Origin of the sequence: Leptospira sp. GIMC2001, from assembly GCF_028462125.1 — a bacterium.
Lineage (GTDB): Bacteria > Spirochaetota > Leptospiria > Leptospirales > Leptospiraceae.
The window spans coordinates 535,192-552,388 of the sequence record NZ_CP115468.1 but is presented as its reverse complement, the minus strand read 5'-3'; the positions used below and the strand labels follow the sequence as shown (position 1 = coordinate 552,388).

At 37.2% G+C, this 17,197-nt stretch carries 12 protein-coding genes and 1 pseudogene; 5 read left to right on the top strand and 8 right to left on the bottom strand.

All coding sequences use genetic code 11. The annotated features are described in order from the left end of the window. Positions 1 to 151: 151 nt before the first annotated feature. The 4 genes from O4O04_RS04065 to O4O04_RS04050 form a co-directional block, all read right to left on the bottom strand. A complete protein-coding gene (locus O4O04_RS04065; RefSeq protein ID WP_272534343.1) occupies positions 152 to 2,188 on the bottom strand; it encodes an AMP-dependent synthetase/ligase in 2,037 nt (678 codons plus the stop codon). A gap of 113 nt (positions 2,189 to 2,301) precedes the next feature. Further along, complete coding sequence (locus O4O04_RS04060) at positions 2,302 to 3,084, bottom strand: enoyl-CoA hydratase/isomerase family protein (RefSeq protein ID WP_272534341.1); 783 nt, start codon at positions 3,082 to 3,084, stop codon at positions 2,302 to 2,304. 98 nt (positions 3,085 to 3,182) lie between these two features. Next, positions 3,183 to 3,998, bottom strand: coding sequence for a sulfite exporter TauE/SafE family protein (locus tag O4O04_RS04055; RefSeq protein ID WP_272534340.1), 816 nt, complete (start codon positions 3,996 to 3,998; stop codon positions 3,183 to 3,185). Between the two features lie 34 nt (positions 3,999 to 4,032). Beyond that, the gene (locus tag O4O04_RS04050; RefSeq protein ID WP_272534339.1) at positions 4,033 to 4,920 is read right to left on the bottom strand and encodes an MBL fold metallo-hydrolase; all 888 of its coding nucleotides are present in this window, start codon (positions 4,918 to 4,920) and stop codon (positions 4,033 to 4,035) included. A 122-nt stretch (positions 4,921 to 5,042) separates the two neighbouring features. On the opposite strand from O4O04_RS04050, the gene O4O04_RS04045 reads away from it, so the two are divergent. From O4O04_RS04045 to O4O04_RS04035, 3 genes are read left to right on the top strand one after another with little or no spacing between them, the layout of a single operon-like run. Beyond that, positions 5,043 to 6,323, top strand: a complete 1,281-nt coding sequence (locus O4O04_RS04045) for a peptidoglycan DD-metalloendopeptidase family protein (protein ID WP_272534338.1) — start codon at positions 5,043 to 5,045, stop codon at positions 6,321 to 6,323. Positions 6,324 to 6,328: 5 nt separating this feature from the next. Continuing rightward, positions 6,329 to 9,295: an ankyrin repeat domain-containing protein gene (locus O4O04_RS04040; protein WP_272534337.1), complete on the top strand. Its 2,967-nt coding sequence runs from the start codon at positions 6,329 to 6,331 to the stop codon at positions 9,293 to 9,295. Between the two features lie 46 nt (positions 9,296 to 9,341). After that, a complete protein-coding gene (locus tag O4O04_RS04035) occupies positions 9,342 to 12,752 on the top strand; it encodes a methylmalonyl-CoA mutase family protein (protein WP_272534335.1) in 3,411 nt (1,136 codons plus the stop codon). A 117-nt stretch (positions 12,753 to 12,869) separates the two neighbouring features. Here O4O04_RS04035 and O4O04_RS04030 read toward each other — a convergent pair whose 3' ends face one another. The 4 genes and pseudogenes from O4O04_RS04030 to O4O04_RS04015 all read right to left on the bottom strand — a co-directional run. Next, positions 12,870 to 13,739 carry an LIC_13355 family lipoprotein gene (locus O4O04_RS04030; RefSeq protein WP_442915947.1) on the bottom strand — a complete coding sequence of 290 codons (870 nt, stop codon included), beginning with the start codon at positions 13,737 to 13,739 and terminating at the stop codon, positions 12,870 to 12,872. Between the two features lie 169 nt (positions 13,740 to 13,908). Continuing rightward, positions 13,909 to 14,502 carry a hypothetical protein gene (locus O4O04_RS04025; RefSeq protein WP_272534334.1) on the bottom strand — a complete coding sequence of 198 codons (594 nt, stop codon included), beginning with the start codon at positions 14,500 to 14,502 and terminating at the stop codon, positions 13,909 to 13,911. Positions 14,503 to 14,875: 373 nt separating this feature from the next. Then, entirely contained in the window at positions 14,876 to 15,265 is a 390-nt protein-coding gene (locus O4O04_RS04020) for a cytochrome-c peroxidase (RefSeq protein ID WP_272534332.1), read from the bottom strand. Further along, positions 15,266 to 15,886, bottom strand: a pseudogene (locus O4O04_RS04015) (cytochrome-c peroxidase); the annotation flags it as partial. A gap of 213 nt (positions 15,887 to 16,099) precedes the next feature. Between O4O04_RS04015 and O4O04_RS04010 the strand changes: the two are divergent. Both O4O04_RS04010 and O4O04_RS04005 read left to right on the top strand, forming a co-directional pair. Next, positions 16,100 to 16,321: a hypothetical protein gene (locus O4O04_RS04010; RefSeq protein WP_272534328.1), complete on the top strand. Its 222-nt coding sequence runs from the start codon at positions 16,100 to 16,102 to the stop codon at positions 16,319 to 16,321. Between the two features lie 62 nt (positions 16,322 to 16,383). Then, positions 16,384 to 17,196 carry a hypothetical protein gene (locus tag O4O04_RS04005; RefSeq protein ID WP_272534327.1) on the top strand — a complete coding sequence of 271 codons (813 nt, stop codon included), beginning with the start codon at positions 16,384 to 16,386 and terminating at the stop codon, positions 17,194 to 17,196. Position 17,197: the final 1 nt, after the last annotated feature.

Here is a 17,197-nt window from a genome sequence, read left to right as displayed (position 1 = left end):
GACCGCAGTCATCTTCTAACTCAATTTCCCCCAACCTCACCACATAAAAAAACCCGATCGAAATCGGGTTTTTCCATTTAAGAATTCTCACCAAATTACAACAGAATTTTGATATTAGCTCTAATTTGGTTACTTCAATTCTATCTTAGCATTAAGCAGATTTATACATCTTCTTAATTTCTTTGGAATACTTTTCGGTGATGACATGTCTTTTCATTTTCATGAGGTTTGTCAATTCATCGCCTACTTCAAATGGTTTCTTCACGAGAGCAAATGGTGTAACCTGCTCAAATGATTTGAATCCAGTTTTCGTATTGTTGAGGTTCTTGATTTCTTTCTTGATTAGATCAATGACTTTCTCATTCTCAATAATCTGATCTTGGTTAGTTGCTTCAATTCCGTTGACTTCACAGAATTCTTTTACTTTATCGAAATCAGGAACGACAATAGCACCCAAAACTTTCTGATCTTGACCACATACCATAATCTGGCTGATATATGGGGATTCCATCAGTCTGTTCTCGATAGGAACCGGCTCAACGTTCTCTCCACCTAACAATACGATCGTGTCTTTCGCGCGACCTGTCAGTGTGAGGGTCATCTTATAGTTGATCATACCGATATCGCCAGTATCCATCCAATCATCTTTGATTGCCTTTTTGGTTGCTTCCTCATTCTTGAAGTAGCCTTTCATTACCATTGGACCACGAACGTGAACAACACCTTTCACACCAATCTTACCAGAAAGAACTTTCTTCTTATCATTGATATGGGTTAGAACTGCCCCAGAATCGGAACGGATTTGCAATTCCGCACGTGGTACAAGATCACCAACAGATCCAATGATAGGTCTTTTGAAATTTCTAGCTGAAATTACAGGACTTGTCTCGGTCATTCCGTATCCTTCCAACATCTGAATTCCGATATCATTGAAGAACGCATCCACATGACCTGGCAATGCTCCACCACCAGAAAGTGATGCTTTGAGATATCCACCAGTCGCCAAACGAATCTTAGATAGGACAATTTTGTCTAAAGTCGCAAAGTTCAGGATTACTCCTAGACCACCAATCACATAAAGAGGAACTGCTAGAGCAGAATCTTTACAAACCGTAAAAGCGAGACCAAGCGACAATATAGTCATTGTAAATGGACCTGTAAAAATTCCCAAAATTAGGTATTTGATGGCAAGCCCTAGACTTTGGAAAATATTTCTTCCTGTGTAATCCACAAGATTGCCTTTGAAGAAACGTTTTGCACCATTCCAATGTTGCGAATAGAAATACGCGAGCTTGAAAAGTCCTCTTCGTATAGCAGGTGTTTGCTTAGGATCATTGACTCTAGTATAGATACCGTTGTAGATATTTTCCCAGAGTCTTGGAGCAGACGCCATATAAGTTGGTTTTGCTTTTGCAAAATCATCTCTAAGATCGCGGACGTTCGTATAGAAACTTTGACCACCAAAACGGAGAGCAACATATTCCATATATCTTTGGAAAATATGCCATACCGGAAGAATCGAAAGCATACGCTCTTCTTTCTCTTTGATATTGATCGTCGGAGCAACTTCATCCAACTGATGTATCATGGAACCATGCTTGAGCATAACACCCTTTGGTTGACCAGTAGTTCCGGAAGTATAAATCATTGTAAAGACATCGTCTTCTTTGATTCCAGCTACACGCTCTTCGGCTTTTTTTGAACCTTTAGCACGCAATTTAGCACCAGTTTCAATCAAATCCTTAAGAAAGGTAACTCCTTTCGCTGTGGATTCAGAATCCATCATAACGATGGTTTTGATACCTTTGCACTCAGATTTATTTTTCTGAAATTTCTCAAGCATCTTGTCATGCTCAACAAATAATAATTTTGCTTCAGAGTGATTTAAAATATAAGTGATTTCTGAATCTGTAATATCTGTACCACGAGGAACATCTGCCGCACCAGCAATCAATATTCCCATATCGGAAACCAACCATTCTTTGCGGTTGTCTGCGAGCAATGCGACATTTTCACGTGCTTTGAGCCCCATGTCAATTAGGGCTTCTGCAAGATTAAGACCCTCTTGGTAAACTTCTTCGTAAGAGCTTGCCTCATATTTCTTTTGTTTGTTCTTGCTCCAAACAATTGGATTCTTTCCATACTTCTCAGCTGATTCACGGAATACATCCGCTAGATTCTTTGCCATTTATACAATACTCCCTATTCGATTCGAATAATCTTATGCAGAAAACTGCTCCATGTTACTCAGGAATTGATTTTCGACAAGGAAAAATCGAATTGCTTGCAAATTTTCGCAAATTAAAATTGAGGCTTACGACTTTCCAGGATAGATCTAAATCCTTCTTGGCCATCACGAGAGAGAATGGTCTCAACCAAAGCATTGGTATCCCATTCAATGAGCTGTTCGATTCCATGTCGGTGAAAATCCAGAAGACTTTTCTTGATTCCTCTAGCTGAACCCAACGGCAAATTGGAAAGCTTTGTAGAAAATTCCAAAGCTTTTGTACGAATTGTATCTTTGGAGTAAATCTCATCAATGAGTCCACTGGCTAAAGCTTGATCCGCTTTCCATAGCTTACCCGAATAGAGAAGATCTCGCGCATGATTATGTCCCACAATATGACTCAGAACTTTTGCGGGAAAAGAAGGAAAATTTAAACCTATAGCAACTTCAGGAAATCCGATCCGTGCAGCCTTATCCACCATAAAACGATAGTCAGAAAAAATCGCAAAGACAGCTCCGGCTGCCATACAATGACCTTGGATCAAAGACAATGTAGGATAAGGAAAAAAGTAAAAAGCCTGAGACGCATCCATAAGCAAACTCACAGCTTGATGAACCTCTTTATGAGTTGCATCCAAAAATAATGTAGGTTCCAATCCGTTAGAGAAATAGGACTCTTGATTGCTTGAGAGGATCATCGCTCTGATAGATTCCATGGATTTTATTTTATGTAAAGTATCCAGAATCAGTTGCAGTCCTTCTAGATCATAGGTGTTCTTTGAATTGAAATTCATTTTAACTTCTATAAGTCTACCTTGGTTGTGTTGGATGATTTCGAGTTTTGTTGAGTTTGGCATTATGGATTCCGATTGAAATAGTTTTGCTTACATTGAATCGGCGAATTTCGCATATGGCAATCTAAATATCGCAGCAAGCTATACTTAGAATAACTTTTTTAGTTCAAATTATCTGCAGTCTGTCCCCAGAGAATCCACAATCCTAAGACAAATAGAAATAATCCAAATATTTTCTGCAAATTTTGTTTGGGGAGTTTCTGTCCATAGTGGACACCGAAGATCACACCAATGACTGACAATCCACCAAAGTACAAAATGACCATATAATCGATATTAACTTTGTTTATGTAACCGAGGAATCCACTCATTGAATTAAAAAATATCACAACCAGACTTGTGCCGATTGCTTCTCGAATAGGAAGCCTACCGAAAAATACCAAAGCGGGAACAATCAAAAATCCACCACCCACACCAACCAAGCCGGTGAGAATTCCAACAAGAACTCCTTGGATTCCCATGATGATGAATTTATTTTTATTGTTCAAATTCTCTTCTGTGATTGAAGTCGAATCTTTGTTTGTATTTGTTTCTGGCTCAGATTCAGGATCAGATTTTTTGAATATCATAAACAGGCTGGATATCAGTACTGTTGATCCAAATAGAATCATCTGCAGACTAGAAGTGATAAATGGTAAACTAGCAATTTTTGCCCCGATGTATGCACCTAACATAGCAAAAGGTGTAAAATATGCTGCGAGTTCAAGCCGAATATTCTTCTGCTTCCAATGAAAATAGGATCCGACAAAGCTCACAAAACATACAATTCCCAAACTCATACCAATCGCAGATTTAGAATTGATTCCATAGATATAAATTAGGATCGGAACAGCAAGAACCGTTCCACCTCCACCAATCATCCCTAGACTTATTCCAACAAGTATTGGTAAGATGATTTCCAAAATATCTAGATACATAAATTATTTACCTTGGTTACACTCAAACCTAAGCTTAATTTTTCTCCGATAGATATCCACGATCGTCTCTCAAATTGACAGGAATCTTGAAATATGGTTTGGAATTCTTATCATAATGCGGAAGTCCTCCGCCATTTATATTGCAATAAACTGATTCATAAAGTAGCTTCGGAGCGGCAAGTCCAGAATCCCTAGTTTTTCTAAACTCAACAAAATCAATTTCACTTCTGTTCGATGACAATTGGATATTCAATTTTTTAGATTCACCAACAGTTGTCTTGAATTTCATTTCTCGTCCATTCGGCTGATAATCATGTCCCACATATATCTCAGTGGAGTCTGGAAGTGTGTAAATTTTTTCCTGAATAGAGCGATAGAGAGTTGATGCGCTGCCTAGTGGAAAGTCACATCTTCCTGTTCCATAGTCATGAAGAAATATCGCATCCCCCACAAATATTTTATCATCGATATAATAACTCATGCAAGCTGGGGTATGTCCAGGTGTATGAATTGCACGCAATTTAGATTTCCCAATTTGAATCTCGTCACCATCCCTTAAAAGAAAATCAAATTGACTTCCATCACAGACCAACTCGGGAACCTGAAATATATTTCGGAAAACTTCTTGTACTTGAGTGATATTGGATCCGATTCCAATTCGAGCTTTGGAATGTATTTTCTTCAAAAAAGGAGCAGCACTGATATGGTCTGCATGCGCATGTGTTTCCAAAATAAACTTAAGCTCTATTGAATTATCACGAATGAAATCTGTCAGTACTTCCAATGATGAGGTATGAACAATCGAGCCAACTTGAATATAGTCCAGAACTGGATCAATTACAATACCTTCTTTGGATTCTTCATCCCATAGTATGTAAGTTAGCGTGGAAGTAATTTTGTCAAAAAAATGATGAATAATCATATACTTATATAATAATTATTTTTGATCCTTCGTTTTATCAATGATTTTTATCAATTGATTTCACATAAAAACCGAAATAAAAATAAATTGACAAAACCTATTGCCTATCGGAAATTCATGATTTGACATCTTCATTGAGTCTTGGAGCAGCCATGCGTATATACTACATTGCCATATTTCTACTGATCAGCTCTTCGATAGCAGCACAAGGATTAGCAAAACAATCATTTTACATTAACAAAAATTATACTTTAAAAGGAAAAGCATACTCTTCTGATAAATCGGAGATTGCTCCTGTTTATGTGGGAGATGCGGTCGAGCTCTTGCTACTTGAAGAAAATCTAATGGAGCCAGGCAATGATTGGGCACGGATTCGAGTTGCAGAAGAGAAAGAAGGATATATACCCATATCCTATCTTCAGAAAGAAAAACCACCGGAGCAATTGATCAAGAAAAGAGACATCATTCTCTATGAGCCTCAAACCTATTTTGTTACTGCATCAAGTCTAGTCATCCGATCAGGACCTGGTCAATCTTTTGATCCGATCACTTCTCTTCCTAGAAATTCGGAGGTTTCTGTAACCAGATTTAGTGATAACGATGATTATGTGGATGGACTTGCGGCGAAATGGGCTTATGTAAAAACTCAAGGCTATTCTGAAGGTTGGGTGTTCTCGGGCTATCTTGCTTTTCAGAAATCATCTGTGGATACAGCACCAGAAAATTGGGAGCATATAATGTCGGGCAACACAAAGTATGTTAGACCTCCCATATTGCATATCCGTGATGAACCAGGCAAACTCGGAACGATCATCGGGACAGTTAACCAAGGCAAGTCGATAAAAATACTAGATCGAATGGCATGGCAAGAAACGATAACTGGTTTGCGATCTGTCTGGGTCAGAATAGAATCGGATGGCACAGAAGGTTTTGTATTTGGTGGATTTCTTGCGTCTAAGAACGGTTTGTATCTTGGTGGAGATCATATTGATAAACCATTCATTTTCCCTATCGATCCCAATCGAGCAAGAAGAACCAGTCCTTATGGATATAGAATTCATCCTGTCCTTGGTGTAAAGAGACTGCATACAGGACTTGATCTAGGATCAACAACGGGAACTCCAATCTATGCCGCAGGAGATGGAGTTGTGGAATTCCAACAAAATCATGAAAAAGAAGGATACGGTCGATTAACAGTAATTAGACACGAAAACGGATTAGTGACTTATTATGCTCATCAAGACATCATGCATGTGAAGCGAGGTGATAAAGTCCGAGCAGGCGACACTATAGGGGAAGTTGGTAACACTGGCCTGTCAACTGGGCCTCATCTCCATTTCGAAGTTAGAGCTGGTCTAAATAAAGAATGTTTTGATCCAGACCATTATATGATCTCACCGTGAGAACTATGAAAAAATATTATAATTTTTGCAAGTTTTTTTATATAGGACTTTGTATACTTTCGACTAGCTTAGCTAGTCAAGATGTCCTTCCTCCAATCGAAATAACAAAAGAACAACTCTTGATAACAGCGATTCAGAAATCTCAACTCGCTCAAGTGAACAAGCTTCTAAAGGAAGGTGTTGACCCAAATGCATTAGATGAAAACGGTAACCCTGCAATATTTATAGCAATTCAAAAGAATTCCAAACCGATTGCTCAAGCTTTACTAAAAGCGAATGCCGATATCAATCGCATAGATTCAGATGGGAATTCAATTCTCCACAAACTAACAGATAAAAATTTCACAGATATTATGAAGGCAGTGATTGATCAGGGATTCAATATCAATCAAAAAAATAAGTATGGTGAGACATCGCTGCTTTTTGCAGTTCGCAATAATAAGAAGCAATCATTTGATTTTCTAATAAAAATGGAAGCGGATATAAATTTACCTGATTCTATGGAGTATACGCCAATTCTTGCGGCTGTAGAAAATAAGAATTTTGCAATGGTAAAAGCCCTCATTGAAAAGAAGGCAATTGTTTCCAAGCCTATGGGCTCAGATGCAAAATTTCCAACTGCGGTTGCCTATCAACTACGACGTCTGGATATTCTAAAACTTTTACTTACCCATGAACCTCTAGGTGATGCAAAAACTTCTGAAGGAGTTGACTTAATTGTAGATAGTGTTGAACGAAACAGAAAAGCAGAAATGGAACTATTTTTGCAAGCAGGTGCAGATCCCAACTCAATTGCTTCGAATGGAAACCCGATCATTGTTATTGCTATTGCAAAAGGTTACTCAACTCTCATTAAACCACTGTTAAATGCAAAAGTAAGTATCGAAACAAAGGATGTTGAGGGGAAAAAACTTATACTTATCGCTCATGAGGCCTATATCAAACAAATGAATGCATCGAGGCAGAACATTCTGTTCGAAATTTTGGATGCAGGCGCTGATGCGAATACCAAAACTTCCTTAGATAAGAGTCTTTTGCAAGAATATATTGAAAGAGGTGTGGATACTGTATCCAAAAAGCTCATCGCAAAAGGCGCAAATTTGCAAATTCTTGACAATCATAAAAACGCTTTGATTCATCTTGCAGTTTTTTCTGGAAAAGAGTCCACTCTCAATTTAGTTTTGAGTAATAATACAAATCCTAATATGATTGGAGATCGCGGCTATACTCCTTTGCATTATGCGGTAGAGAAATCTTTTCCCTCAATTGTAAGTTCTTTATTGAAAAGTAACGCCAATCCAAATATAAAGAATGAGAAAGGTGAGACTCCTCTTACGCTTGCGATCCGAAGTCAAAATATCACTACATCAAAAATCCTGTTACAAGCTGGCGCAGATCAGAAATCACTCAATGAATATGGAAACCCAATGTTGTTGGAAGCATGCAGTATAGATGCGTTTAAAACTACCAATAATACTTATCAATTGCTGGATCTATTGATCCAGAACGGTGCCGATCTCAATGCAAAAAATCAGTATGGTAATAATTGTTTATTCTATTCTATCAATCGAAAGAATATTGGATTATTAGAATATTTGCTTAAGAAAGGTGTAGATATCAATACAACCGATAGTCTTGGTAACAATGCTATTCACAAATCAGCCTTGAGTGCAGTTTACGATCGATTGAAAAATGAAACACTCACGAACTTATTGACTAAGTTACTAGAAAACGGTGCCAATCCAAACCAGCAAAATAAACAAGGACGAACAGCCCTTCATGAAGTTGTTCAACCAGGCCCGAATCGCGATACGATTGCTGCTTTACAAGCAACAGAAATACTTCTTGATTTTAGTGCAGATCCAAATATTCGAGATAACAACAATAAGTCGCCGCAGGATTTGGCAGAATCAAATCCGTCGGAAGAATTCAAAGATGTCGTAGATGCGAGTCTTTTTGCTACTAAAGCGATTCGCAAGATTCCAGTATCAGGTTTAATTGATTTTTCCATCAATCGACAAAGTGAAATAATTGCGATTGCAAAGAATGAGCAAGGCAAATTTTTACGAACAATGACTTCTCGCGGAATGGAAAGAGAGAGTATATCGATCGAAGACGGAGACAAGATCGTATCGATTTCTGAGAATCAAACCTATACAGCAGGAGTTCAGCTAGGTACAATCAATGGCAACATAGACAAAAAATGTAAACCTAACGAAAATTACATTGTTAACTTACGTAAAATTGATTCAGAAAAACAATCCCCTATAATTTTTACTATCGGTAAAATCGGCTCATGCGCTAAGACTTCAGTAATCGATATTGCAATTCATCCTTCAGATTCATCTATTCTCCTGGGTGTATTGTTTAATGGTAAAGATCGAGTTCTATATCGAATTGGCTCAGAAGGTGAATTGATATATGAACTGCGAACAACTGGCTTATGGAACAAGATCGATTTTCGTTCTGATGGAACAGCTATTCTCATTGGAGATAGAATATTAGAAATTGCAGATGTTGGTAAAATTTCCAAAACACTATTTCCCAAAAAAATTGCAGGTTTAAAATCTTTTAATTTAACAGAATCTGGAGAAAGTTTTTATGCGATAGCGAGAAAAATTGGCAACTACCAGTCTGTTATTGTAGAGAAATACAAAAAGAATAACAGTTTGGAATGGCGACGCAATTTTTCTTCTCAGTCCTGGGAGGATGTTACTGATTCCTCGATTGATGAAGATGGAAATTTTTTATTGCTTGGACGAACACGTGGCAACCTTCATGGAAATGTAAAAACCGGCGAAGAAGACTTTTTCTTTCTTAAATTGAATCCTGATGGCAAAAGAATCTTTACACGATCTTTCAGAACAGAATCTAAAAATCGTTCAATTCACCAACTGATCACCAATAAACAATCCTATTTTCACATAGATGGTTTGGATGAGTTAATTCTAATCAATGGATCAGGGGAATAAAATAGAATTACTTGACATTCTCAAATAGATTTGCAATGCTCAAACAATGGAAACGACTCCTTATCAGCCGAGCCACAAAGTACGATTTGTAACTGCAGCATCTCTTTTTGATGGCCACGATGCATCAATTAATATCATGCGAAGAATCCTCCAACAAAGTGGAGTCGAAGTCATACATTTGGGTCACAATCGATCTGTTGCAGAAATCGTGGATTGCGCTATTCAAGAAGACGTTCAGGGAATCGCAGTTACAAGTTATCAAGGAGGGCACGTAGAATACTTTAAGTATATGTATGACCTTCTACATAAAAAAGGCGCAGGACATATTAAAATTTTTGGAGGTGGTGGCGGAACCATCTTACCAAAAGAAATCGAAGAACTCATGTTATATGGAGTGGAAAAAATCTACTCCCCAGATGATGGAAGATCATTAGGACTTCAAGGCATGATCAATGATTTGGTGAAGAAAACTGATTTCATTCCTCCACTGAGTTTTAATGGCGATTTACAATCCCAAGTGAAGAATCGAAACCCTTTAGCAATTGCTCAAGCTATAACGATTGTTGAAGCAACATTTGAAGAAGCCAAGAATAAAACAAACCCATCAGAATTCAAAACAAATCTATCTGCTAAATTAGATTTCCCAGCTTCAAATAAAAAAGTTCCAGTGCTAGGTATAACTGGTACGGGAGGCGCAGGCAAATCATCGTTAACAGATGAACTTCTTAGAAGATTATTGGAAGATTTTCCAGATAAATATTTTGCTATCCTCTCAGTCGATCCAAGCAAAAGAAAAACAGGAGGAGCTTTATTAGGTGATAGAATTCGAATGAATTCGAGTTTTCATGAACGAGTGTTTATGAGATCTTTTGCTACTCGCGAAGCGAATGTCGCTCTCAATAAAAATATTAAGCCAACGATCGACATTTTAAAAGCTGCTGAATTCGATCTTATTATTGTTGAGACAGCAGGTATAGGTCAGAGTGACTCCGAAATCACAGAAGTATCTGATCTCTCTCTCTATGTTATGACACCTGAATATGGTGCCGCAACTCAATTAGAAAAAATCGATATGATCGATTATGCAGATATGGTTGCATTGAATAAATTCGACAAACGTGGAGCACTGGATGCCCTTCGCGATGTTCGAAAGCAATATCAACGATCTAGGCAGTTGTTTACACAAGATGTTGATACCATGCCAGTATACGGAACCATTGCATCTCAATTCAATGATCCAGGCATGAACACTTTGTACACCAATTTAACGAATAAAATTTTTGACAAAATGAAAATTACTTGGGATAGAAATCTCAAACTGGATTCCGGAAATAGCGAGAAAATCCATATAATTCCACCCGGTCGAACTAGATACCTTTCCGAAATACACGATGAAATCAACAGGTATGGTGATCTGACAGAAGTAGAGTCAACAAATGCCGAGAAAGCTTGGAGAATAAAAGGTGCAATCGATGCCCTGGCAGATAATAATTTACCTTCTGCGGAAGGATCAATCGCTGATCTAAATAAACTTTTTGATGATGTATGGAAATCTTTACAACCATCAACCCGTACAATCATAGAAACCTGGGATAAGAAACTAGAAAATTATAAAGCAGAAGAATTTGTCTTTAAGGTCCGAGAGAAAGAAATTCGGATTCCGAATATTACGACGTCACTGAGTGGATTGAAGATTCCCAAAATATCTGTACCAAAATTTCGGAACTGGGGAGAGATTGTCCGTTGGTGTATGGTCGAAAATTTTCCTGGAGAATTTCCTTACACGGCTGGAGTCTATCCATTCAAAAGAACAGGTGAAGATCCGACCAGAATGTTCGCTGGTGAGGGCGGACCGGAGAGAACCAATAGACGTTTTCACTATCTCAATGCAGGAATGCCTGCAGCAAGATTGTCAACAGCATTTGACTCAGTAACTTTATACGGTGAAGACCCAGACACCCGACCAGATATCTACGGTAAGATTGGTAATTCTGGCGTAAGCATCGCAACATTAGATGATGCTAAGAAATTGTATTCAGGATTCGATTTATGCGATCCAGCAACATCAGTCTCTATGACTATCAACGGGCCCGCTCCTATGCTACTTGCCTTTTTCTTGAATGCAGCCATAGATCAACAATGCGAGAAGTTCATACACGCTAATGGAATGTTAGATGATATTGTTCGAAAAAAGCAAGAAATATTTTCTATTAGAGGAGTTGATCTACCGCAATATTCAGGCCTGCTTCCCGAAGGAAACAACGGACTAGGTCTACTGCTTCTTGGAATCACTGGTGATATGGTATTGCCAAGAGAGACATATGAGAAAATTAAATCGCATACTCTGAATACAGTTCGAGGAACTGTTCAAGCAGATATTTTAAAAGAAGATCAAGCTCAAAACACATGTATATTCTCTACAGAATTTGCATTAAGAATGATGGGTGATATTCAAGAATATTTTATTACAGAAAAAGTCAGAAATTTCTATTCGGTATCCATCTCTGGATACCATATAGCAGAAGCAGGTGCAAATCCAATCACGCAAGTTGCCTTCACTCTGGCAAACGGTTTTACATTTGTCGAATATTACCTAAGCCGTGGTCTAAACATCAATGATTTTGCTCCGAATCTATCCTTTTTCTTTTCTAATGGAATAGATCCAGAATACTCAGTAATTGGTAGAGTGGCGAGAAGAATCTGGGCTAAGGCAATGTTGTATAAGTACCGAGCCAATGATAGATCTCAAATGCTTAAATATCATATCCAGACATCTGGAAGATCGCTCCATGCTCAAGAAATTGCCTTTAACGATATTCGAACAACATTACAAGCATTATATGCAATTTATGACAATTGCAACTCTTTGCATACAAATGCATATGATGAAGCAATCACAACTCCAACTGAAGAAAGCGTGCGTCGTGCGGTCGCAATTCAATTAATTATTAACAAAGAATTGGGATTAGCAAAGAATGAAAATTCTCTACAAGGATCATACATAATTGAAGAACTTACTGATCTGGTAGAAAAAGCGATACTTACGGAATTCGATCGAATTTCCGAGCGTGGAGGTGTTTTGGGTGCAATGGAAATGATGTATCAAAGAAATAAGATACAAGAAGAATCTCTTCATTATGAACATCTAAAACATACGGGAGAATTCCCGATCATTGGCGTGAACACATATCTATCCAATGAGGGAAGTCCCACTGTTATTCCAACCGAAGTGATTCGGTCTACCAATGAAGAAAAAGATCATCAGATCAAAAATCTAAATGATTTCAAAAAAGCCCATTCCAAGGAAGCCATGATTGCTTTGAAGGAATTGATGGAACAGGCCAGAACTAACAAAAATATTTTTAGTACGCTAATGGAAGCAGGTAAATATGCAACCTTGGGTGAAATATCCTCTTGTTTATATCACGTAGGTGGCCAATACCGCAGAAATATGTAGAATTATTTTTTAATATTTAGTATTTAATACTAAATATTTTCTATAAAATATTTAGTATTTTTGCTTTATTTTTTGAGCGATAGCAAAAATTAAGGGAACCTGTTAGTATATTCGCAATTACTCAACCGATCTTGCTACAACCCCGTCTATATCTGGTCCATTGGTAAATGCATGCGGATATGTATAACCATTTCCTGTTGCAGGATTGGTAACTGCAGTCGCTGATATCATTTTAATAAATTTAAATCCATTTGATTGAATATTATTCTTTGCTACAGTATTGCACGCTGCATTCTGTGCATCGTTATCTGTTAGGTTGTCTAGATCAAAACCGTCACCGCCTCCAACGAGAAAGCCATTACCACTTGATGTAAAGAGTTGAGAAAGAGTGAAAGTTCTGGAAACCATATTGTACAGAACTGGACGCAATCCACCGAAACCAGGCCAAGAACCAATTTTATTACTATCCGCTGTTGATCCGTTGAATCCGCTCAAATCAAAGCCACAATAGATTGTTCCATCATTAGAAACTTGGACAACCGTTGGATCAAACGCATAACGATCACTCGTATCACTTAGCTTAAATGCATTTTCATAAACTACAAAATCAATGCCTGCAACATTTTTAACGGTTTTACCACCCCATGATAAGACCAGAGAAGAACCAGTTCCCGTAAGATTCAGTGCATAAACATCGAAAGATCCAGAAGTTTCTCCTGCTCCACATATTCCATTAACCGCTTTTGAGGAGTCATTGAAATTTGCGATCGTAGAACCGGCCGATACAACCGTATTAGCTATTGGAATATCACTTGGCAAACTTGCAGGCGGACAATTCGTATTTTGTGATGGATTGTTTATAGTTTGAGAGAGTGCAAGTAGAGCGATCAAATCATCTTGATTCTCATCCTTTTCTACTCCACAGGCAATCATAAATATGAATACACCGAGCATAAGTATTCTATTTGAAATATTCGCAATTTTCATTGTATTTAAAAAAATCAAAATATTCGAAATATTTTTTATAATTATTTTTATCAATCTATTCAATCTATTTATCATGGCAACCTTCCCAACTATTACTAAGTATTTCTAATCTGTTTGAACATCAGACCCCGCCTAAGACAACGAGGTCTGAATTATTATCTATATAATCTCAATTCCAATTTGTTGGATTGGATGAAACAAATAGTGCTTTACTCCATCCAAAGGATCCACATCCTGTAGTCGCTGGATTTGCGGAACTATAGGACGATAGATCTGCATTCTGAGCTGCTTCAAGCGTTGTGAAATTTGGAAAAACTGTACAATAGAAGAAACATTTGGATGCGCCATTCTCACACGATGAAGTAGTTGGTGCAGTCCACAAGATTCTTGTATATCGGCTTGGACTAAAGCTATCATTCGGGCGATATTGAACGATTAGATTTCTTGCTTGATTATCAACTGATATTATTCTTTGATAACCATTGCCAGATGCCCAAACCCCAAAACCAGACGGGTCTTGCGCAATAGAAACATTGGTTGTGAAACCTGTGCAATTGCCACCGCTACAAAATCCACCAGACCAATATCCCCTAATTTCAGTTAGAGTAGAAAGCACATCAGCCTGACCTCTTTGTTGTCCCAATACGAGCCCAGTTAATAAATTCAGATCAGCTTCAGACTGATCTACCTTACCAGAATCACTGCATGCAGCAGAAAATAGAATCGCTAATATAGCGACCGTTAGTTGTAATTGTTTTTTCATTTAGATTCTCCTAAATCTTGTTCTGAATTTAGGGGAACGCCTTTGAAAAATAATATAGTTATCTCATAAGTATAAACGAATTCATCGAGCTTATGACAATAAAATATATTTTTCATTCGGGTGCCCCGATTTTACCTTCGGGGCCCCCTTAATATGCTCACGAAAGTGAGATAGTAAGATGCAAAGTTCCCATACCACGGAGAGTTCTTTGCGGGGAAGATCTGGCTTACCATTTAACTTAGTCTAGGCTAAATCAATGTATCACAGTTGCGGGTCAGCACAGGAATGTCACCTGTTTCCTCCCTGAAGGATAAGGACTATATTTTTATCATAAGAGTTTTTGTCAAATCAATAGATTAGAAATACAGGCTTATTATCTTGTGACCTTTGCTTTGTCCGAAAGTGCATTCAAAAACGAAATGATTGTATTGATTTCCGATCTGTCCAATTGACGGTTCAAATTGTACGCATTCATTCTATTCACAGCTTCCTGAATCGTTTGCACACTACCATCATGAAAATATGGTTGAGTCAAAACTACATTTCGGAGCGAAGGAATTTTAAAAAAATATTTATCGGATTCATTACCCGTAAATTCAAAACGACCCAGATCATTTGGATTATAAGAATAAATACTATCAACTTTTCCAAAGTTTCGTCCACCCAATAAATTGCCATTGTGACAATTTGTACAACCTACATCCATAAATAGTTGAAGTCCAACTTTTTCTTCGGAACTTAGTGCCGCTAAGTTCCCATCCATGAAATCGTCAAATCTAGATCTGGATACTAGAGATCTTTCGAAAGCTGCTAAAGCATTCTTAAGAGATTGAATACTGATACTTGGATTTTCAGGATAAGCATTAGCAAAAAATGTCGCATAACTCTAATCAGATTGCAATTTCGATAGCAATTCAGCCTCGGAATCCAGAGTCATCTCAAGCGGATCCAAAAAAGGATCGATAGCTTGGTCTTCAAGTTTTGTTCTTCTTCCATCCCAAAATAAAGTAGGTAGATATCCCACATTAAATATGGTAGGTGTGTTTCTTTTTCCAATTTGCCCAAAAGTACCTAAAGATGTTGATTGCCTATCCATTCCCGCTCTATTGCCATCAATAGGATGACAGGTCAGACAAGATTGTACTTGATTTTTGGAAAGCTTGTTATCACGAAATATTTTTTCTCCTAACGCAATCTGCTCTTTAGTATCATGTTCAGAATTTGGTGTTGATAAAGGTAATATTCCAATTTTATCCAGTGCTTCTCTGCGAGTCTCAGAACCTGTCTGCTGTGAAAGAAAGTATGAAAGCAGTATATCTTGATTCTCTAATGAATCCTTATCGTCCGTTCCAATAACATTAGAACATTCAAGAAATAAAATCATAATCATCGTCAATACCAATGAGTTTTTCAGAATTGAATTTTGACAATGACTGAATTTTTGCATCATGGAACCAGGAATTTTTAAAAGAATTCTCAAGTCAAGCATAAACTGATCGCGCGCGAGTTCTAATCCGATGGAAGAATCACTAGACATCTTCAGCTAATTCAAATGATATACTAAACAGAAGAGAAAATAGAAAAGGATCAATCTTAAATGGACAATAAAGTAGAATATTTAAATCAAATTATTGAGATCATTGATAAAAAAGCAACGGTATTCAAAAATAATAAAAAGTCCATGCCGACGTCAGCATATGAATCAGAAAAAGTAATTCTAGTTCGTACTATTAATGATGCAATCAAGCTTGCAGAAGAAGTAAAACCAACGCCTTTCTCATTAATCAACGATCTTCGATCACTAATAAAACAACTTTAGTTCTATAACAAGCTTATAAAAAAAATTTTGAATTTAAGCTATTTTTTGAATCATGGATCGAGATGGAAAAATATTTTAGATTACGAGATATTTCTTTATTTTTCTTAACTATCATTCTTCTTATAGTTCTACCTAAGAATAGTTCCCTTCTTGCTCAGGGGAAGAATTATAAAAGAGATTTCTTTGTTCCTGAACCATTGAATTTTGATTTAATACGAAATCTCGGAGCTAAAAAAGGAGAAATTGAAGGAAATATTCTCACGACAACCAGTAAAGGAAATGCAACCATCTATTCGCCAGAAATTGAATATGCATTCCTTGATAATCACGCTGTAGAATTAGAAATTGCTATGGAAGAATCTTTTCTCAAAGAAGGAAAATTCGCCTACCAGTGGACAATGGGTACAATCGGCTATTATCAACATGGAATCCAAACTATAGCGAAACTATCCAAGAAAGGAAATGGTGAGACTTACACAGCACTTTATCTTTCTGCCTATAAACTCAATGATTCCATTAGTTTTCTGATGATGAATGGATTTGAGACTTTTTCTGGAAAGAGCTATCAAGGATTGAATGTAAATATTCATGATCGATATAATCTTGAAGAGCCTAAAATTCCAAAGAATGTCAAATCTAACCGGTATCTTTGGAATGGTAATTTATTCTATGACATGGATGAGACTTGGATATTCGGTTTAGAAATAAATTATAGAACTGATTTCAAAAAAGAAAGTGAAATAGTTATCTTACCTAATACAAAGTATCACCTTACCAAACACACAAGCTTTCATCTAGGCCTTGGATTGAATCAAGAACTGGATAATAAAATATATAAGCCCATTTTCGTTATAAGGGCTATTGTTGAATTTTGAG

Bases quoted from the DNA above. Each gene is read 5' to 3' on its own strand.
- O4O04_RS04065 (WP_272534343.1), bottom strand. From the start codon at position 2,188: ATGGCAAAGAATCTAGCGGATGTATTCCGTGAATCAGCTGAGAAGTAT.
- O4O04_RS04060 (WP_272534341.1), bottom strand. From the start codon at position 3,084: ATGCCAAACTCAACAAAACTCGAAATCATCCAACACAACCAAGGTAGA.
- O4O04_RS04055 (WP_272534340.1), bottom strand. From the start codon at position 3,998: ATGTATCTAGATATTTTGGAAATCATCTTACCAATACTTGTTGGAATA.
- O4O04_RS04050 (WP_272534339.1), bottom strand. From the start codon at position 4,920: ATGATTATTCATCATTTTTTTGACAAAATTACTTCCACGCTAACTTAC.
- O4O04_RS04040 (WP_272534337.1), top strand. From the start codon at position 6,329: ATGAAAAAATATTATAATTTTTGCAAGTTTTTTTATATAGGACTTTGT.
- O4O04_RS04035 (WP_272534335.1), top strand. From the start codon at position 9,342: ATGGAAACGACTCCTTATCAGCCGAGCCACAAAGTACGATTTGTAACT.
- O4O04_RS04030 (WP_442915947.1), bottom strand. From the start codon at position 13,739: ATGAAAATTGCGAATATTTCAAATAGAATACTTATGCTCGGTGTATTC.
- O4O04_RS04025 (WP_272534334.1), bottom strand. From the start codon at position 14,502: ATGAAAAAACAATTACAACTAACGGTCGCTATATTAGCGATTCTATTT.
- O4O04_RS04020 (WP_272534332.1), bottom strand. From the start codon at position 15,265: ATGGATGGGAACTTAGCGGCACTAAGTTCCGAAGAAAAAGTTGGACTT.
- O4O04_RS04010 (WP_272534328.1), top strand. From the start codon at position 16,100: ATGGACAATAAAGTAGAATATTTAAATCAAATTATTGAGATCATTGAT.
- O4O04_RS04005 (WP_272534327.1), top strand. From the start codon at position 16,384: ATGGAAAAATATTTTAGATTACGAGATATTTCTTTATTTTTCTTAACT.